This is a genomic window from Nocardia sp. FBN12 (assembly GCF_050320175.1).
Taxonomy (GTDB): Bacteria; Actinomycetota; Actinomycetes; order Mycobacteriales; family Mycobacteriaceae; genus Nocardia.
This window is the reverse complement of record NZ_CP190048.1, coordinates 4,772,056-4,789,933: the sequence shown is the minus strand read 5'-3', so window position 1 is coordinate 4,789,933 and position 17,878 is coordinate 4,772,056. Positions and strand designations below refer to the sequence as shown.

The 17,878-nt window shown below is 69.7% G+C and carries 15 protein-coding genes; 7 read left to right on the top strand and 8 right to left on the bottom strand.

The window, feature by feature from the left end; genetic code table 11:
* The first annotated feature begins 19 nt into the window (after positions 1-19).
* Positions 20-814 carry an enoyl-CoA hydratase/isomerase family protein gene (locus ACQHI0_RS22680; protein ID WP_427903845.1) on the top strand — a complete coding sequence of 265 codons (795 nt, stop codon included), beginning with the start codon at positions 20-22 and terminating at the stop codon, positions 812-814.
* A 77-nt stretch (positions 815-891) separates the two neighbouring features.
* Positions 892-2,136, top strand: coding sequence for a class I adenylate-forming enzyme family protein (locus ACQHI0_RS22675; protein ID WP_427903844.1), 1,245 nt, complete (start codon positions 892-894; stop codon positions 2,134-2,136).
* Here ACQHI0_RS22675 and ACQHI0_RS22670 read toward each other — a convergent pair whose 3' ends face one another.
* Entirely contained in the window at positions 2,137-2,880 is a 744-nt protein-coding gene (locus ACQHI0_RS22670) for a tyrosine-protein phosphatase (RefSeq protein WP_427903843.1), read from the bottom strand. It abuts the gene before it with no gap.
* Between the two features lie 313 nt (positions 2,881-3,193).
* On the opposite strand from ACQHI0_RS22670, the gene ACQHI0_RS22665 reads away from it, so the two are divergent.
* Both ACQHI0_RS22665 and ACQHI0_RS22660 read left to right on the top strand, forming a co-directional pair.
* Complete coding sequence (locus ACQHI0_RS22665; protein WP_427903842.1) at positions 3,194-3,730, top strand: TetR family transcriptional regulator; 537 nt, start codon at positions 3,194-3,196, stop codon at positions 3,728-3,730.
* A 45-nt stretch (positions 3,731-3,775) separates the two neighbouring features.
* Positions 3,776-4,954, top strand: coding sequence for an alanine racemase (locus ACQHI0_RS22660; protein WP_427903841.1), 1,179 nt, complete (start codon positions 3,776-3,778; stop codon positions 4,952-4,954).
* A 51-nt stretch (positions 4,955-5,005) separates the two neighbouring features.
* Here ACQHI0_RS22660 and ACQHI0_RS22655 read toward each other — a convergent pair whose 3' ends face one another.
* Both ACQHI0_RS22655 and ACQHI0_RS22650 read right to left on the bottom strand, forming a co-directional pair.
* On the bottom strand, positions 5,006-5,626 hold the full coding sequence (locus ACQHI0_RS22655) for a phosphoribosyltransferase (RefSeq protein ID WP_427903840.1): 621 nt from the start codon (positions 5,624-5,626) through the stop codon (positions 5,006-5,008).
* Between the two features lie 11 nt (positions 5,627-5,637).
* Positions 5,638-6,495, bottom strand: a complete 858-nt coding sequence (locus ACQHI0_RS22650; RefSeq protein ID WP_427903839.1) for a carbon-nitrogen hydrolase family protein — start codon at positions 6,493-6,495, stop codon at positions 5,638-5,640.
* Positions 6,496-6,557: 62 nt separating this feature from the next.
* Here ACQHI0_RS22650 and ACQHI0_RS22645 point away from each other — a divergent pair, with 62 nt between their 5' ends.
* On the top strand, positions 6,558-8,357 hold the full coding sequence (locus ACQHI0_RS22645) for a DEAD/DEAH box helicase (RefSeq protein WP_427903838.1): 1,800 nt from the start codon (positions 6,558-6,560) through the stop codon (positions 8,355-8,357).
* A gap of 132 nt (positions 8,358-8,489) precedes the next feature.
* Positions 8,490-12,608 (top strand): AAA domain-containing protein, encoded by a 4,119-nt coding sequence (locus ACQHI0_RS22640; protein WP_427909264.1) that lies wholly within the window; start codon positions 8,490-8,492, stop codon positions 12,606-12,608.
* A gap of 45 nt (positions 12,609-12,653) precedes the next feature.
* Here the strand turns inward: ACQHI0_RS22640 and ACQHI0_RS22635 are convergent, their stop codons facing one another.
* From ACQHI0_RS22635 to ACQHI0_RS22620, 4 genes are read right to left on the bottom strand one after another with little or no spacing between them, the layout of a single operon-like run.
* On the bottom strand, positions 12,654-13,358 hold the full coding sequence (locus ACQHI0_RS22635) for an ESX secretion-associated protein EspG (RefSeq protein WP_427903837.1): 705 nt from the start codon (positions 13,356-13,358) through the stop codon (positions 12,654-12,656).
* A complete protein-coding gene (locus ACQHI0_RS22630; RefSeq protein ID WP_427903836.1) occupies positions 13,355-14,743 on the bottom strand; it encodes a WXG100 family type VII secretion target in 1,389 nt (462 codons plus the stop codon). The genes ACQHI0_RS22635 and ACQHI0_RS22630 overlap by 4 nt, the downstream gene beginning before the upstream one ends.
* Positions 14,736-15,137, bottom strand: coding sequence for a hypothetical protein (locus ACQHI0_RS22625; protein ID WP_427903835.1), 402 nt, complete (start codon positions 15,135-15,137; stop codon positions 14,736-14,738). The genes ACQHI0_RS22630 and ACQHI0_RS22625 overlap by 8 nt, the downstream gene beginning before the upstream one ends.
* An 18-nt stretch (positions 15,138-15,155) precedes the next feature.
* The gene (locus tag ACQHI0_RS22620) at positions 15,156-15,761 is read right to left on the bottom strand and encodes an alpha/beta hydrolase (protein WP_427909263.1); all 606 of its coding nucleotides are present in this window, start codon (positions 15,759-15,761) and stop codon (positions 15,156-15,158) included.
* 203 nt (positions 15,762-15,964) lie between these two features.
* Here ACQHI0_RS22620 and ACQHI0_RS22615 point away from each other — a divergent pair, with 203 nt between their 5' ends.
* Positions 15,965-16,879, top strand: a complete 915-nt coding sequence (locus tag ACQHI0_RS22615) for an SMP-30/gluconolactonase/LRE family protein (RefSeq protein WP_427903834.1) — start codon at positions 15,965-15,967, stop codon at positions 16,877-16,879.
* Positions 16,880-16,962: 83 nt separating this feature from the next.
* On the opposite strand, the gene ACQHI0_RS22610 is transcribed toward ACQHI0_RS22615, so the two are convergent.
* Positions 16,963-17,769: a hypothetical protein gene (locus ACQHI0_RS22610; RefSeq protein ID WP_427903833.1), complete on the bottom strand. Its 807-nt coding sequence runs from the start codon at positions 17,767-17,769 to the stop codon at positions 16,963-16,965.
* Between the last annotated feature and the right edge of the window lie 109 nt (positions 17,770-17,878).

The window sequence follows — 17,878 nt, the reverse complement described above, 5'->3', positions numbered from 1 at the left end:
GAAGTTCTACGCTGACCCGATGAGTAAAACGCTGCCAACCCGACTGTCGCGTGAGTTCACCGAAGGCGGTGCCGAGTACGCGACGATCACGATCGACCACCCGCCGCTGAACCTGTTCGATCGCGCCCTCATCGCCTCACTGATCGCCGATATCGCCGCGGTACGCGCGCTGCCGCCGCGTGCGTTGCTGATCAGGGCCGAAGGCAAGGTCGTCTCCGGCGGTGTCGATGTGAACATCTTCGACGGCCGCACGGTCGAAGAGGGCGCGCAGCTGTGGCGAGAGCTGTTCGAGCAGGTCATCCACCCCTTGGAAGCGCTGCCGTGTCCGGTGGTGTTCGCCGCGCACGGGCTCACCCTGACCGCCGCCTTCGAGATGTCGCTCGCGTGCGACATCATCCTGGCCGCGCCGAAGGCGAAGTTCGGGCTGGTGGAGACGGTCGTGGGGCTGACACCGTCGATGGGCGGGCCGCAGCGGCTGGCCGAACGCGCCGGCTCCGGGCGCGCCCGCGAGTTCGTGATGACCGGCGACCTCTACACCGCCGCGACGATGGCGGAGTGGGGCGTGGTGAACGCGATCCACGAGGACCTGGAAACCGCGGCGCGCGCACTGGTCACCCGGCTCGCGGAAGGGCCGACGCGCGCGCACGCCGCGACCAAGCAGATCATCGAGGCGTGGCGTTCCGGTGGTGTGGCACATGCCGATTCGGTGACGCCGAAGGTCTCGGGCGAGCTGTTCGACACCGCCGACCTGCGCGGCGCGGTCCGCAGTTTCCTCGATGTCGGACCGGGAAAGGCCACCTATCGCGGCGAATGAGCGCGCCGAGTGCCTGACAGCTGTGTGATCCACGTCATATAGTCACAGTGCGGCTGTATCGACGTACGGAGGTCCGGATGGGTCATGGCGAGCACGAACCGGGCGCGGCCGTCTTCGAGTTCCCCGCCACCAGTGCGGCAACGCAGCTGCGGCGGGGCTCCGACGGTGTGCTGCGCTACGGCGACCTCAATCCGGCCCTCACCGAATTACTCGACCTGCGCGTGCACTCGTTCACCAATCGCGAGGCCGTGGTCGAGGTCGGCGGTCCGCGTCTGACCTACCGCGAACTCTGGCACAGCGCCTCGCGGATCGCGGGCGGTCTACAGGGCCACGGCATCGGGTACGGCGATCGGGTCGCGGTGCACATGCCGACCAGCGCGCGCTGGGTGCAGGCGTTTCTCGGCGCGCTGCTCTCGGGCGCGGTGCCGGTGCTGGTGCCGGATGCGCTGCCCGCCGCGATCGCCGACCAGGTGATCGCCGACAGCAGAGCCGATTTCGTGCTCGGTCCCGATGGGCCGCTGCCCGACAGTACGGCCTACATCGATGATGGTGCGGCACTGGATGATCCGGCCCTGCTCTGCTACACGGGCACCCGTCGGTCGATGCCCGCGGGAGTCGAGCTGTCCAACGAGAACCTGCTGTCGGCGGTGTCGTCGGTAGTCGGCGCGCTCGGTCTGCCCGCCGACGGGTTGCGCAATCTGGTGCTGCTGCCACTGGCGCACGCCAGCGGCTGCGTCGACCAATTGCTGCCCACCTTCGCCGTCGGCGGCACCGTCGTCCTTGCCCCGGGCGCCCGCAGCCTCGCTGACGTGCTGGTGAGCGAGCGGATCGACACCGTCTCGGCCACGCCGCGGATCTTCGCCGGCCTGGTCCCCGAACTCGTCGCTCGCCGTGCCGGTGACGGCGTGCGGCGGGTCAGTAAGGCCTGCCATCGCTCCGAGCGTGCCGCCGCCGCGGCCCCCGCCGCCCTCACCGCCGCGCTGCGCGGACTGTTCCCCTCGGCTAGGCAGTGGTCGGTCTGGGGTGCTACCGAGACCAGCGGCATCGGCCTGATGGTCGACGACACCGAGCTCCCGGACTCCGACGCGACGCTCGGATTCGCTTTCGGTGGAACGGAATTGGCGCTCGCTGGCCCCAGGGCGAGCACGGGTCACGGCGAATTGCTGTGTCGTGGGCCGAATGTCAGCAGGCGCTACTGGAACAACCCCGGCGCATCGGCCGCCCGCTTCAGCGGAAGCTGGTTCCACACCGGGGATTTCGTCAGTATCGGTGCGGACGGGCTGGTTCGGGTCGACCCGGACAGGCGAGTCAGCGGGCTGTGATCACACCAGGCGAGCGCGCAGGGCCTCGCGTAGTTCGCCGGTCAGGCCGACAACGGTGAGGTAGTTCTCGATGTCGCCGTGGACCGCGCGGACGCTGGCGTCGGCGGTGCGGAGGTATTCCTCGCGGACGCCGAGAAGGTCGTCCGACAGGGCGTCGCCGTTGCCGATCTTCGGTTCCAGCAGCCTGCGCAGCGGTTCGACCGCGGCGTTGCTCGCCAGGAAGTCGGTGTAGACGTCCTCCTCGGTGACGCCGACCGCGCGCAGCACGGTGGCCACCGCCCAGCCGGTGCGGTCCTTGCCTGCCGCGCAGTGCACCAGGACCGCGCCGTCGCCGCGCACGATCGAGCCGGCCAGTTCGGCGATCGCGGTGTGTGCCTCGGGCAGGGTCGGGAAGGCCCGGTACACCTCGATCATGTGCGCGAACGCCGAGACGGTCTTCGCCTCGTGCGGCGGCGCCTCCTCCATGCGTGAATCGAACGGCGTCACGTGCAGGCGCACGTTGTCGGGGAGGGTGTCGTGGCCGATGTGGTCGATCTCGACGAGGCCGCGCAGATCGTGCACGTCGGTGACGCGCCATTCTCGCAGGGTGTCGTGGCCCTGATCGTCCAGACCGCTCAGCTGAGCGGATCGCAGCAGCACACCGGGGCGGATCGTGGTGCCGTCGGCGGTGCGAAGGCCGCCCACATCGCGGAAATTGAAGGTGCCGCTGAGAGCGAACTGATCGGCAGGAGGCGAGAGAGTCACCTGACCAGGTTATCGGCGACTCCGGCGCCGCCGCGCCGGAGTTCGCGGATCGGTCACCGGATGTGTCGCGTCCGTTCCGATGGGTGCCACTGTGCCGTCGCCCACACCGAGCGGGGCGGACCGGGGTCCACTTGTAGTATTGATCAGATGCGCGGATTCCAGCGCGGGGGCTGGATATCCAGGAATGCGAAGAATTGAAGCCGTATGGTCGGTTTTACAAAAGGTCGCATTCGGGTAACAAAACAATCTTTCAGTCTGAAAAGGATGGCTGAACCAGTTCGTGAATCCTGAAAATCTTCTAAGATCGAGCTCGGTGACCACCAAGCTCGCATCGCCGCGGGCAGCGAATTTTGTTGCCGAGGAGTCGTCGTTGAGCGCCAGTCGTGAACTAACAGAAATTTCGCTACGGCCTGCGGTATGTGATGCCGTCGAACAAGCCGCCGCCAGTTCGGATGCCACCGGTGTTCGGGCGCTGCGGGTGTACTTGCATGCTGGGCTCAGCACCTATTGGCCGCTGGTGAAGGCCGCGCCCACCCGGCGAATAGCCGCCTACGAAGCCGCGTTGGAGACCTTGCGTCTGCGGTGGACGCCCTCGGGTGACACGGTCGGCGATCCGTCCGCCGTCGCGATGTTCCGCGAGATGGACGACGAAGCCGCCGACTTCCTGGGGATGTGCGCGCGGTTGTCCGGCACACAGTGGCTCGAGCCGGTCGATTCGGTCGCGGGTTACCTCGTCTCGGTGTTCCACGGCTCGGTGCTGCGCTGGCTCGCCGACGGCAACGACGAGACCATCCTGGTGGTGATCGACGACCTGGTCGGCTGTCTGACCCTGAAGGCTGTCGAAAGCTGACCCGCAATGCTGGACGACTGACCAAATAGGTGGTTCAGTAGTCGAGTGACCCAGACGACATCGCTGCACCATCTGCACGCGGCGACCGCGGAGCTCGACCCGCCGCTGGCCGCCCTCGACCTGACCGCCCTCGATCGCAACGCCGCCGACCTGGTTCGGCGCGCGAACGGCGTCGCGGTGCGGGTGGCCAGCAAATCCGTGCGGTGCCGCGCCGTGCTCGAGCGTGTGCTCGGCGACGGTCTCACCGCCCGCGACGGGTTCGCCGGGATCATGGCGTACTCGTTGCGCGAGGCCATCTGGCTGGTCCGCCTCGGCGCCCGCGACGTCCTGCTCGGCTACCCGGTGCTCGACCGCGCCGCCCTGGCCGAACTCGCCGCCGCCCCCGCCCTGCTCGAAGCGATCACGCTGATGATCGACGATGTCGCCCAACTCGAACTCACCCGCGCCGCGCTCGGCACCGACCTGGTCCACCCCCGCGTCTGCCTCGATGTCGATGCCGCGTTGCGCATCGGCCCGCTGCACCTGGGTGCCCGTCGCTCGCCCGTGCGCAGTCCCGAAGAAGCCGCCGAGCTGGCAGGCGAGGCGCTGCGCCGCGGGTTCACGGTGGTCGGCGTGATGACCTACGAGTCACAGATCGCCGGTCTGCCCGACAGCAATCCGGCGGTCCGCGTGGTGAAACGCTTGTCCGCCATCGAAATCGGCCGCAGGCGCACCCGGGTACTCGACGCGGTCCGCGCGGTGACCGGCCCGCTGGAAATCGTCAACAGTGGTGGCACCGGCTCCATCGAGGTCTCGATCACCGACCCCGACGTCACCGAGGTCACCGCCGGTTCCGGCCTCTACGTGCCGACCCTGTTCGATCACTACCGCTCGTTCACCCCCCGCCCCGCCCTGTTCTTCGCCACCCCGGTGCTGCGCAAACCCGCCCCGGCCATCGCGACCGTCTTCGCGGGTGGCTACATCGCCTCCGGCCCCGCGGGCCCTAGCCGCGTCCCCGTCCCGGTGTGGCCCGCGGGCCTGAAGCTGCTCGGCTCCGAAGGCGCGGGCGAGGTCCAGACGCCCCTGGCGGGCGGCGCGGAACTCGAGATCGGCGACCGCGTCTGGTTCCGTCACGCCAAGGCGGGCGAACTGTGCGAACGCTTCGCCGAGATCCACCTCGTCGACGAGGCGGGCACTCGCACGACCGTGCCGACCTACCGTGGTGAGGGGCAGTGCTTCGGCTGAGTGCGACCTGTCTGGTCGACCGGCGTGGGTTGCTCGCGCCGCGGGTGTGCTTCAGCGCAGCAGCTCGATGACCTCGTCGTCCTCGAGCTGATGAAAGTCGCTGTACGCCATGCCGACTCCGCCCAGGTCCGGTGGCGTCCACAGGCAGACGAGTTCATCGCACTCCCGCTCGACCCGTCGCGCCGCCTCGGGCGAGGACACCGGCATCGCCACCACCACACGGGCGGGGTGCTGCGCATTCGCCACCCGGCACGCGGCCACCACCGTCGCCCCGGTCGCCATCCCGTCGTCGACGATCACCACCGTGCGCCGCGCCAGCGGAATCGGATCGGCGACCCGCAACATCGCCTGTCGACGGCGCAGCTCGGCGCGCTCGGCCTGTTCCACCTCGTCGAACGCCTCGGCGCTCACCCCACTGCGGTCGACGACGTCACGATTGAGGACCAGCAGTCCGCTCTCCCCGAGCGCCCCCATCGCCAACTCCGGCTGCCACGGCAGCCCCAGTTTGCGTACCAGCAGCACATCGAGTTCCCCGCCGATCGCCGCGCTCACCGCCGCCGCCACCGGCACACCCCCGCGTGGCAGCCCGAGCACCAGCGGGCGGGTGGACCGCAGGTGTTCGAGGGCCGTGCCGAGGGCGCGGCCCGCCGCCGCGCGATCCGGGTACACCATCGCCTCGAACGCTACTCCGCCGCGGGCGCCTCGGAAATGGTGAAACGTCGCAGCGAGAGGCTGGGATTGGCGGTGCGTACCCTGGCCAGGTGCGCCGGATCCACCGTCGCGGTGAGCACGCCCGGCTCGTCGCCGAGTTCGGCCAGCACCGTTCCCGCCGGATCCACGATCATCGAGGCGCCCGCACCGCGCGGCGCGCACTGATCGGCCGCCGCCACGTACACGGTGTTCTCGATGGCGCGGGCCCGCAACAGCGTGGTCCACTGGTCGACTTTGGCGGGCCCCGGAATCCACTGCGCGGGCAGCAGCAATACGTGCGCGCCCGCTGCCGCGACACGCCGACACCCCTCCGGAAAACGGAGATCGAAACAGGTCTGCATGCCGAATACCACACCGTCGACGGCGAATGTCACAGGCGCGACGAGCGGGCCCGGCTCCACCACATCCGATTCCAGATGCCCGAACGCGTCGTACAAATGCACCTTGCGATACACCGCGACGCGCGCGCCGTCGGGCCCGTGCGCGACGAGGGTATTACTGATTCGCGTCGCCCCCGGTGTCGGCAACTCCACCACCCCGGCCACCAGAAACACTCCGAATTCGGCTGCCAGCGCGGCGAGTCCGGTGGTGAAAGGGCCGTCGAGCGGTTGCGCGATCGCCACCACCCGCTCGTCGAGGCGGGTCACAGCGAACATCGAGTATTCGGGCGCGACCACCACGCGCGCACCCGCATCGGCTGCGGCGCGCACGTGTTCACGCAGGGTCGACAGGTTCGATTCGGGGTCGGTTTCGGGGGCGAATTGGACCACCGCGATCCCCACTGTCACCGGCTGATGTTCCTGATGTGCTGACCCGTCGCGCAGTTGCATAGGTCTCACCGTATTCACCTGGTGGTTGGGGCAGCTACCGCCAGGCAGTAAACTCGTGGTCAATGAGTACAAATGAGGTCGACAGCGTTCCTGCCGACAACGACAGGAACGACACCGGCCCGACTTTCGCCGATCTCGGGATCGATGACCGCGTACTGCGGGCCATCGCCGATGTGGGCTACGAGTCGCCGTCCCCGATTCAGGCGGCGACGATTCCCCCGCTGCTCTCCGGCGCCGACGTGGTTGGCCTGGCGCAGACGGGCACCGGCAAAACCGCGGCATTCGCGATCCCCATCCTGATGAACCTGGACACCGCGCAGAAGAAGCCGAGCGCGCTGGTGCTCGCGCCGACGCGTGAACTCGCGATCCAGGTCGCCGAGGCGTTCGGCAAATACTCCTCGCACATCCCGGGTCTGCACGTGCTGCCGATCTACGGTGGGCAGAGCTACGGCGTGCAGCTGTCGGGTCTGCGGCGCGGCGCGCACGTCGTCGTCGGCACCCCCGGCCGTGTGATCGATCACTTGGAGAAGGGCACGCTGGATCTTTCGCAGCTGCGCTACCTGGTGCTCGACGAGGCCGACGAGATGCTCAAGATGGGCTTCCAGGAAGACGTCGAGCGCATCCTGCGTGACACCCCCAAGGACAAGCAGGTCGCGCTGTTCTCGGCCACCATGCCGGGCGTGATCCGCAAGATCTCCAAGCAGTACCTCAACGATCCGGTCGAGATCACGGTCAAGTCCACGACGCAGACCAGCTCGAACATCACCCAGCGCTATGTGCAGGTGTCGCATCAGCGCAAGCTCGATGCCCTCACCCGCGTGCTCGAGGTCGAAGCCTTCGAGGCGATGATCATCTTCGTGCGCACCAAGCAGGCCACCGAAGAGCTGGCCGAGAAGCTGCGCTCGCGTGGTTTCTCCGCCGCCGCGATCAACGGTGATATCGCGCAGAACCAGCGTGAACGCACGATCGGGCAGCTGAAGTCGGGCGGCATCGACATCTTGGTCGCCACGGATGTGGCCGCGCGTGGCCTCGATGTGGATCGCATCTCGCACGTCGTCAACTACGACATCCCGCACGACACCGAGTCCTACGTGCACCGCATCGGCCGCACCGGCCGCGCCGGCCGTTCGGGCGAGGCGCTGCTGTTCGTGGCCCCGCGTGAGCGTCACCTGCTCAAGTCGATCGAGCGGGCAACCAAGAGCGCGCTCACCGAGATGCAGCTGCCGAGTGTCGATGATGTGAACGCGACGCGCGCCTCCAAGTTTGGTGACTCGATCACCGAGAATCTGTCCTCGGACAACATCGCGCTGTTCCGCAAGCTGATCGAGGACTACGAGGCCGAGCACAACACTCCGCTCGCCGATATCGCCGCGGCACTGGCCGTGGCCGGCTACGACGGCGACAACTTCTTCATGTCGCCCGAGCCGGAGCCCGCCCCGCGTCGCGAGCGTGACTTCGACCGCGACCGTGAGCGCGCACCGCGCCGCTACGACGACGAGGACCGTCCGCGTCCGCCGTCGTTCAACCGGGAGAACGGCGAAGAACTCGCCACCTACCGGATCAGCGTCGGCAAGCGGCACCGCGTGGTGCCGGGCGCGATCGTCGGCGCCATTGCCAACGAGGGCGGCCTGCGGCGCAGCGACTTCGGTCACATCAGCATCCGGCCCGACTACAGCCTCGTCGAGCTGCCTGCCAACCTGCCCAACGAAACGCTGGAAGCCCTGCGGCGCACCAGGATCAGCGGCGTGCTGATCCAGCTGACGCCCGACCAGGGCGCACCGGCGCAGCGACTGAACGCTCGTGGCCCGCGCCGCGACCGCGAGGCGCGTCCGCGCACCGAACGGCGCAAGCCGCGCACCTGAGTCCCGCTCGCGTGCACCAGGGTCGTGGTCGGCGCATTCGCGCTGTTCGCGGGTAGTGCCCTGGTCTCTCGCAGCGCTGGTTAAGGTGTTGGGCGTCGGGTGTGCGTGAACACAGGAGGGCCGCGCTTGTTCGTGTCCGGTGATCGGGTAGTCGGTGCCGTCGGCGATCTCGCGCGCGCGGCGAACTGTGAGTTCGCGGTGCTGCGTGGCATCGACGCCGCCCTCGGCAACCTACCCGGGGTTCCCGACACCACCGCCCCGCTCGTGCGCACGGCCGAACCGTCAGCCGAACTGGTCACGCACTTCGGTGCGGGGCTGGTTCGCATTCCGTCGCCCGAGATGGTCGGCGGTGACGCGGCTGCCCGGATCGCGGCGCTCACCGCTGCCGCGGAGCAGACCGCGCACGCCCTGCGTTCCGGTGCCGAGGCGATCTACGGTGCCGTGTTCTTCGATGGTCGGTTCGCCTGTGGTGCTGATCTTTTGGTCCGGACTTCCGATGCGTCGGTTCCCGGTCCGATGCGCCCCGCGCGCGGTGTAGTCCACGCCGGCGTAGACCTGGTCAGTGCGGTGGACGAGTCGGGCAAGGTAGCTGACGAATCCCCCTGCGCCGCTGGCGTACCGCGCTACACGCTGCACAGTGCACTCGGTCCGGCTGCGGTCGGCGCGCCTGCGGCGCCCGGTCGTGGCGCGCGGAATCCGGCGGGCGACGCCGAATCTGTGCCGGCTGTGGGATCCGACGGACGGCGGGGGTTCGAGCGGTCGGGCGAGTCGGGGTGGTCGCGCATCGAGGACGGCGCTGCCTCAACAGGTCTGACGTCGTCGTCGGGTCCGGCAGTGGCGATGTCGGCTCGGCACGAGGATTCGGTGTCGTCGGCCGACGACGAGATCAGCGGTATCGCCGGATCGGCCGCGGTATCGCCCGCCGACAGTCGGCTGCTGCGACGCGAATTAGCCGCTGGACGAACGCCTTTTGAGCGGATCGCCGCTTTCGTGCACGCCGTCGAGGTCGACTCGGCTCGCGAATTGCTGTGCGCTCGCCTCGAGTTCGCGGCGTGCGCACAGGCTCTCGCCGACGCGGGTTTCGCTGCCGACCCGTCGGCCTACCTCTGGACAGCCGACGGCGTGCGGCGGGTGGTGACCGAGGAGCTGGCGCCGGTGTATTCGGCGCGGCGGGCTCGGGTGGAGCGGATCATCGAGGACAAGCTGGCGGAATTGCTGCCGGTGCAGTGGGGCGATCCGCGCTATCTGGCGTGCGGCCGGTGCCCGAGTTGCCGTGCGGCGGCGGCGAACGCGCGAGATCTCCTGCTGGTCGCGGGGATCCGCGCCGCTCAGCGGGCCAGGCTGCGCGAGGCGGGCGTCCTCACGATCGACCGCTTGGCCGCCACCAGTACTCCCGTTCCCGGTCTTGCCCCGCGCACGGTGACGGCACTGCGCACACAGGCTGACATCCAACTGGTCCGCGAACGCACCGGCCGCCCCGCCTTCCTGCTCCGCGACGCCACCGCGCTCGGCGCCCTGCCCGCCCCGCGCCCCGGCGACCTCGCCCTGGTCATCGACCTGGACCGGCACGGCGCCATCACCGGCCTCGAACTCGCCGACGCTGCCACCGTCGTCTTCCGGCCGGTCGTGGCCGGGGTCGCGCAGCCGAGCATCATCGGCAACCGCCCGACATTCGGTCCGCGGGATACCAACGCCGTGGTCTTCGGGCCGGGTGGTGTGGAACAGGCGAATCCGGGCGGTTATCCGTGCGCCGACGCGTCGGACGCGGGCGCTGCGGGACGGAGAGTCGCCGGTGACGATGGCGTCCTCGATCCGCGCGACCCCCTCGCCCGGTTGGGCGGCGCCGTATCCGCGGAGGCCGACACCATCGCTTTCGCGCGCGTTGTCAGCGACTCGCCCGACAGCACCCGAGGCCCCGATCGCTTCGATCATGCCGTGGCCGGGACCGGTTTTCGGCCGGGGGGAAGCGAAGCTCGCGCGGCCGGTTTCGACGAGTTCGACTCGGTGAACCTCGTCGATGACGCCCCATCGGCTCAGGGCGGGGGAGTGCTCGAGGAGCTGCTGGAGATCATCGCCGAGCACCGGGCGGCGGATCCGGATGTGCGCGTGTACCACTATGGTTCGGATGTTCGGACGGCGCTGCTCGATGGGGCGGGTCAGCTGGGGACCGGAGCCGATCTGCTGGATGAGCTGTTGGCCGATCGTGCGCTGGTGGATCTCGCGCCGATCGTGCGCACCGCGCTGTTGATCGGTGAACAGTCGTATGACGCAACGGGACTGGCCGCATTGCTGCCCGATACACCCGGTCGCGCGGCGACGGTCCTCGGTATCCGCGACTGGTTGCTCGATCGCGCGGCCGATGCGGGAATCGCTGTTCCCGGCGCTCGGTTCGCCGTCGCGGATTCCGATGTGCCGCCCTCGCTGCATCCCGGCTCGCTGGAGGCGGCGCTGAGCGAGTTCGCCGCTGACGCGCAAGGTGATTCGGCTCGCGCCGCCTCCTTGACGGCCGCGGTCCTCGGCTATCACCGACGGGAACGGCAGCCGCGCTGGTGGGCTCATATCGATCGGCTCGGCCATCCGGTCGGCGAATGGGCCGACGCGCCGGGCGTGCTCGTCGTCGAATGGGGCACCGTCGACACCAAATGGCATCGCACGCCGCAACTTCCGACGATGCGGCGCTACCTCACGCTCACCGGCAGGCTCGGCACGGGCGCCACCCTCACTCCCGGCACGCAGATGGTCACGATCTACGACGGTGCCGCCGCGGCGGGCATGACCCAGACGCTCGGCCGCCGCGCGACCGCGACCGCCACCGTGCTCGGCTGCGCTGTCGACCCGAATTTCGACGACACCGTGCGCCTGGAAGAACTGCTCCCGGCAGGCTGTCCGCCCTACGACGACCTCCCCGCCGCCATCGCCCCCGGCCCGCCCGACGGGGAGGCCGAGATCGAGGCCGCACTGGAGCACACCGCCCAGGATCTGCTGATGAGTCTGCCGTGGGTGCCCGAGAACGCCGTCTACGATCTGCTGCTGCGCCGCGCGCCGCGACTGCGCGACGGGATGGCGCTGCCCCAGCCCCACGACGATCTCGGGGCCGTCCTCGCCCACGCGGTCGGTGCGCTGGACGCCTCGTATCTGGCTGTGCACGGGCCGCCCGGCACCGGCAAGACGGGAATCACCGGGCGTGCGCTCGAGCGACTCGTCACCCGGCACAAGTGGCGGATCGGGGTGGTGGCGCAGTCGCACGCGGTGATCGAGCGGATCTTCGACGCGGTGGTCGAAGCGGGCCTGCTGCCCGAACTCGTGGCGAAGAAGGATGTCGCGTCGGTCGGCCCCGAGTGGTCGGCGATCGATGCCACGCGGTATCCGCGCTTTCTCGACAACGCGGTCAACGGGTGCGTGATCGGCGGCACCACAGCGGATTTCGTCGATGATCGGCTGATCGCGCCCGGGGCACTCGACCTGTTGGTGATTGCCGATGCTGGCGAATGCTCGCTGGCCGATACGGTCGCGGTCGCGGTGAGCGCGCGCAACCTGTTGTTGATCGGCGATCCGGTTCCGGCCAGGTCACAAGCGAAACATCCAGAGCCGGTGCAGGTTTCGGTGCTGGAGTGGCTGTGTGAAGGTGCGGCGACGCTGCCAACCGAACGTGGTTACTTCCTCGATCGCACCTGGCGGATGCACCCCGCGATCTGTGAGCCGGTTTCGGCGAGTTGTTATGACGGTCGGCTGCGTGCGGACGAGGCGGTCACGTTGACAAGGGATTTGGCGGGTATCGCGCCCGGGGTGAGTACGGTGCTCGTGGAGCATCGGGGTAGTGCTACCGAATCCGATGCCGAGGCGCGGGAAGTGGTGCGGCGGGTGCGGGTTCTGCTCGGTGAGACGTGGACCTCCGATGGAGGGACGCGCAAGCTGCACCCGCATGACATTGTGGTTGTCGCTCCCTATGCGGCGCAGGTGGCTCGGATTCGGACGCTGCTGGCGCGCGCCAAGATCGAGGACGTGCTGGTGGGGACGCCTGATCGGTTCCGTGGGCGGGAGGCCGCTGTGGTTCTGCTGTCTATGACTACTTCTACGCCTGCTGATGCGCCGTTCGGGATGCGGCCCTTGTTGTCGCGCAGTGTTATTCATGCGACGTTGTGTCGGGCTATGTGGAAGGCCATTGTTATTCGGTCTCCGCTGCTTACCGAGTATCTTCCGGATACGGAGGAAGAGTTGGCTGATCTTGTGGGGTTTCTTCAGCTCGGGTAGTGGATACGTTCGGGGTTTGGTCGAGCGCGGGGTTCGGGTGCGGGTTCAGGCGCTGCGGAGTAGGCGGCGTAGCCATTCGACGGTGGAGTCGGGGGTGGCGGGGATGATGTCTATGTGGCGGCTTGCGTGGACTAGGTAGCGGCCGTCGTTGGGGAGGTCGATCCAGGACAGGACGCCGGCGGGTTTGGGGTCGGTGCCTGTGGCTACGAGGATTTGGCCGATGCCGGTGCGGGGGCGCTGGAGGAGGCGGCGGATGCGGGCGGCGTCGGAGGGGCCCGCGACGGGGGCGGTGACTAGGTCGCGGCTGTCTTCGTCGACGCGGGTGGCGGGGGCGGTGATGCGCGGTGTGCTGCCCGGGGGGTGGCCGGGTAGGCGGGAGAAGACCTGGGCGGCAAGACGTTTCGTGCTGCCTACCTGGACGTGGACCGGGCCGCCGCGGTCGGGTGCGCTGCCGGGATCCTGCACCGCGAGTACCGCGACGTCCGCGGTGACCGCGCCTAGCATTCGTACCGGTGCGGGTGCGTGGCCGCAGACCTCGACGCGGATCTCCGGTTTCGCCAGCACCCGCAGGGCGGCCGCGAGGTCGGCGTCGAGGGTGCGGGCGCACCAGGCGTCGAGCGCGGGCTGCTGGGCGGCGCGCTCGACGGTGTCGCGAGCCGACGCGCGGACGGCGAGCGGATAGGGGATCCGGTCGCCGTCGGTGCGCGCCCAGGTCAGCGCGAACTGGTCCGGGGTGAAATGCCAGTTCACTCCCGCTCGGTCCACTCGCCGAGCACGGCGGGACTGGTCGGCTCCATCTTCCCGATCAGCGCATTCACCTCGTCCGCGGGCTCGAGGTAGGTCGGTTCGTCCTCGAGGTACCGCAGGAACTCGTCGTCCTCGTCCTCGGGCTCCTCCACCGGCGGGGCGGGCCGCGGCCCACCGGCGGGCCGGGTCTGATCAGCGGCGGCCATCGCCCCACCCATCATCCCGCCGATCGCACCCGCACCCATTCCGGCCGCGGCCTCACCGCCGGCGACCGCGGGATCGCGCTCCTGCCGCCCATCGCTCGCGGCTTCGGTCGTACTTCCGGTCGAGGCGCCGGTCACCTGGCCTGCGCCCACTCCGCCGGCCGCAGCGCTACTGGTCACAGTGGCATCGGTCGGGCCGCCGCCGGCCGCTTTCGGGTCGGCCCCCGCCACATCGGTTGTCGCGGAACCGGTCCGTTCGGACTTGGCAGGGCGGGGTCGGTTGCCTACCTGCACTGCGCCGGGTGCGGCCGTGGTAGTCGATGGCGGGGTGGTGGCGCTCGCACCGTTGGCGCTGGTCAGCGGCTGGCCCGGCGCTGTCCTCGCGGCGGGAGCAGTCGTCGCGGGAGCGGTTGCGCTCAACACGCCGGTGGCGGTTCCGGCGGCCGGGTACGCGCCGTTGCTCGTCGGGGTCGTGCCTGTGCCGGCAACCGGCGAATATCCGGCGGACGCAGTGGCAGCGGAGGTGGTCGCGGGTGAGGTCGCCGATGCGATCGCGGCGGACGCGGTCGTCTGCGGGATTCCAGCCGACGGCACGGTGCCCGACCCGGCCGCACCGGCAGCGGCCGTGCCTGTCTCCGTGGCGATTCCGGTGAACGCGGGCACACCCGACCCGGTCGGCAGGAACGCTCCGGCGTAGATCGTCTCCATCGCCTGCACCGCGTCGAGCCTGGCGTTCTCGGCGTCACGCGCGATCGTGGCGTTGTTCGCGGCCTGCTCGGAGTCGAGCAGCGCCGCGGCCGGATCAGGCTGTGCCCCATCGGGTTCCGCGACAGCCGCGCGAATGGACTCCGCCGCGTCGCCTGCCTGGCTGAGACGCACACCGACCGCGGTCAACACATCGGCGATCCGGCGACCCGCTTGTTCGAAGTCGCGCACGGCATCGGAGGCCTGCCCGGCCGCCGCACCGCGCCAGCCGTCGGCGATCGCGGCACGGATCTCACCGTGCGCGATCTCCACCCCGTCGCCGAGGCCGGTGGCAGTGGTCAGGAACACCTCACCCGCCCCCACCAGCGCCGCCGGGTCGAGTTGTCTTACCGCATTGTGGATCTCGGCGTGGGAGAGGTTGTCGAAGACTTCGACGACGGACACATAGTCGACATCGGTCCGGCCGGAGAGACTACGCATCGCCACCACCACCGGGAACCTCGATCGCGGCGACCGCGCCCGCCAGCGCCTGGTCGGCCTCGCGGTAGGTCGCGCCCGCGGCGCGGAAAACGGCGGCCAGATCGCGCGCGGTGCGCGCGTAGGCACGCAGTTCGTCGAGTGCCTCGGTGGCCTTGGTCTCGAAGCCGGTGCGCAGGGCGGCGCCCGAGGCGAGTCCGCCGAAGCCGGGAATGACCGCGGTCCGGCTGAGCGCCAGCACCTGGGCTTCGACCTCGTCGGCCAGCCGTTCGTAGCGCAGCGCGCAGCGTTCGGGCGCACCGTCGGCGACGAGCACCCCGTCGATCCACAGCCCACCCTCGTCGACGGCTTGGCCGAGAGCCGCCGTATTCGGCAGCCCCGTTCGGTTCGGTTGCACCGGTTCCCCCTTCGTCGTTCATCGCACCGCGGTGAGTACCCACTCCGCGATATCGGCCGCCACGCGGTGCTGCACCGGTTCGTGCAACAGGTCGTGTCCGGCGTCGGCGTACTCGCGCAAATCTACCGATCGGTGCCGTGCTGTCCATAGCCGGATTACATCGATGGGTGCTCGCCGGTCGTCCACCCCGTGCACCGCGAGGAGCGGCAGACCGGGGTCCGGTGCGAGGTCGGCGGCGCGGCGCGGGGTGCCGCATACGACGAGTCCGGCCAGGTCAGAGCAGTTTTCGCGGGCACAGTTCAAGGCGGTCACCGCACCGAGGGAGTGGCCCATCAACACCGGCGCGGCCGCATGACCGGCTCGGACGAGGGCGAGAAATCCCCACGCGTCGGCGGTCAGCTCGTCGAGGGTGCCCGGCGCGTCGGGATCGCCTTCGCTCAGCCCCTGCCCCGCGGTGTCCAGTGCCCACAGCTCGATCCCCGCGGCACGCAACGCCGCGGCGAAACGGTGGTAGTGCCCGCTGTGCTGACCGGTTCCCGGCAGCAGCGCCAGCCGCGCCGCGGGTTGCTCGACGGACCACTGCCTGCAGTGCAGGCGTCCGCGTTCGGTGTCGAAGAAGGGCACCGGTCGATTATCGCCGCTCACGATCGGCGAATCCGCCGTCCGTGGCCGGCCCGCTGCGAGTCGCCGATGAATTGTCATGCGGGACAGCGCCGGTACGTGATACGCCGTGATCGGAACCGCAGGTGACGTGCGCTGCCCACGGTGGGCCGGCAGCCGTTAGACTTCGCGCGTCGAACCAGGTCGAACAGAGTCGAGGGTTGCAGATGTTGTCGTTCCGCCGTTGCGTCGTCCGTGTCGTGGTCGGTGCCGCTGTCGTCGGCAGCGCTTCGCTCGGTTCCGGCACTGTCGCGGGGGCCGCGCCGCTGTCGCTGTGTGGACAGGCGCGCCAGGATGTCGCGATCAGGTCGAGTGTGCCGCTGCTGGACTGGTCGGAGAACTTCGGCATCGACGCCAACGGTGACCTCTGGGTTTCGCGGGTCATGCGCGGGGAGGTGCAACGCTACGACCGCGACGGGCGACTCACCGCCACCGTCGCCGTGCCCTCGCCCGGTGCGGTCCGGCTCGGTCCCGACGGACTGCTCTACGTGGTCACCGGCAACTCGCCGCTGGCCGGTTCCGGCGGCATCGTCCGCTTCGATCCCGCGGCCGCGCGCCCGACCCCCGTCGCCTTCGCGACCGGGTTCCCGCAGCCGAACGGCGCCGCCTTCGACGCCGACGGCAATCTGTATGTGACCACCGGCAACGGCCTGCACCGCTTGCGCCGCGACGGCAGCGAGGACATGGACTGGTGGTCGGCCGTCAGTATCGATGGCCCCAACGGCGTTGTGGTGTCGGGTGATTCGGTCTACGTCACCGCGAACTTCGCCGCCGCTGCCGGCCCGGTCGGTCGCGTACTGCGACTCTCCCGCACCGACCCGAGCACAGCGACCACGGTCGCTGACCTGACCTCGTTCGGCGCTCTCCCCGATTTCGTCGACGATCTCGTGGTCCGCGGTGGCTCGCTCTACGTCACCACGCTGGCCGGGAACCTCGTCCGCGTCAACCCGGCCACCGGTACCGCCTGCACCGTCGTCTCCACCCAGCCGCTGACCGCGGTCGTCGCCGACCCCGCCGACCCGTCGGCCCTGCTCGCGGGTTCCGAAGAGGGCACGGTCCTGCGTATCCGCCCGATCGGCTGAGAGCTACGCCAGTCAATCGCCTCGAAGCGACCGGCGCATGCGCACCCGCCCGATCGCGCGGCGGGGACTGCTGGTGAAGCGGCTCAGCCGCCGACGTTGGCTGCCGCGGGCGGGGCCGGGGGAGCGGGAGCCGGTGCGGGCTGCGGCGTTTCCGCGGGCGCGGGGGCCGCGGGGGTCGTCGAAGCCGGTGCGCCCGAGGCGGATTCGCCCGAGCCCGGGTTGACGGCCTTGGGTTCGGGGGCGGGCGGAGCCGCCGGAGCTTCGGGGACCACGACCGGCAGATCGGGCACGACGAACGTGCCGACGGTCGGGGGCATCACACAGCGGGCACCCGCGTAGTCGATGGTTCCCCACATGGAGGCGACCACGGTGCCCGCGCCGCTGTGCACGGTCTTCGACAGCGACGGCAGGTTGAATTCGGTCTGGTCGTCGAGGCCGACGATGCCGCTCTGCCCGTTGTTGACATTGACCCAGGCGACACTGAGTCCCGATGCGAGCGGAACGCCGGTGTGGCGCGGGCTCGCACTGAAGCGGATATCGCCCGGCGTCAGGCTGGCCTCGGTGCGCGGGCCCGGCCCTTCGAACGACGCCGCGGCGATGATCGTCGTGATCGGGCCGTTGCTGCCGCAGCCGAAAGTGGGCGCCGCGTAGGTGAAGGGGGTGAACTGCGTCGAGATATCACGCAGGGTGTCGGCGCCGACCATGTTGGTGAAGCCGGCGATCGCGCCGACGCCGGCCTTCGTCGGGGCGTCCTCGCCCGCGAGGTGGTTCAGGTGATTGATCGCGTCGTCCACCGGCGTCGCGGTCGCGCTCGGGGCCAGCAGTGCCAGCGCGCCGATGCTCGCCGCGGTGATCGCCGCTGCTCTACCTGCGATGGATCTGCCGTTCACCCGTAACTCCTCGGTGGATGCTCGTCGCCGGATAGTCCGGTTCGTCTGGCAACGTACCAGGTCGGCACGTGGGTCGCCGAGCCACCGGCGGCGTGGCGGGCGCCGGTGG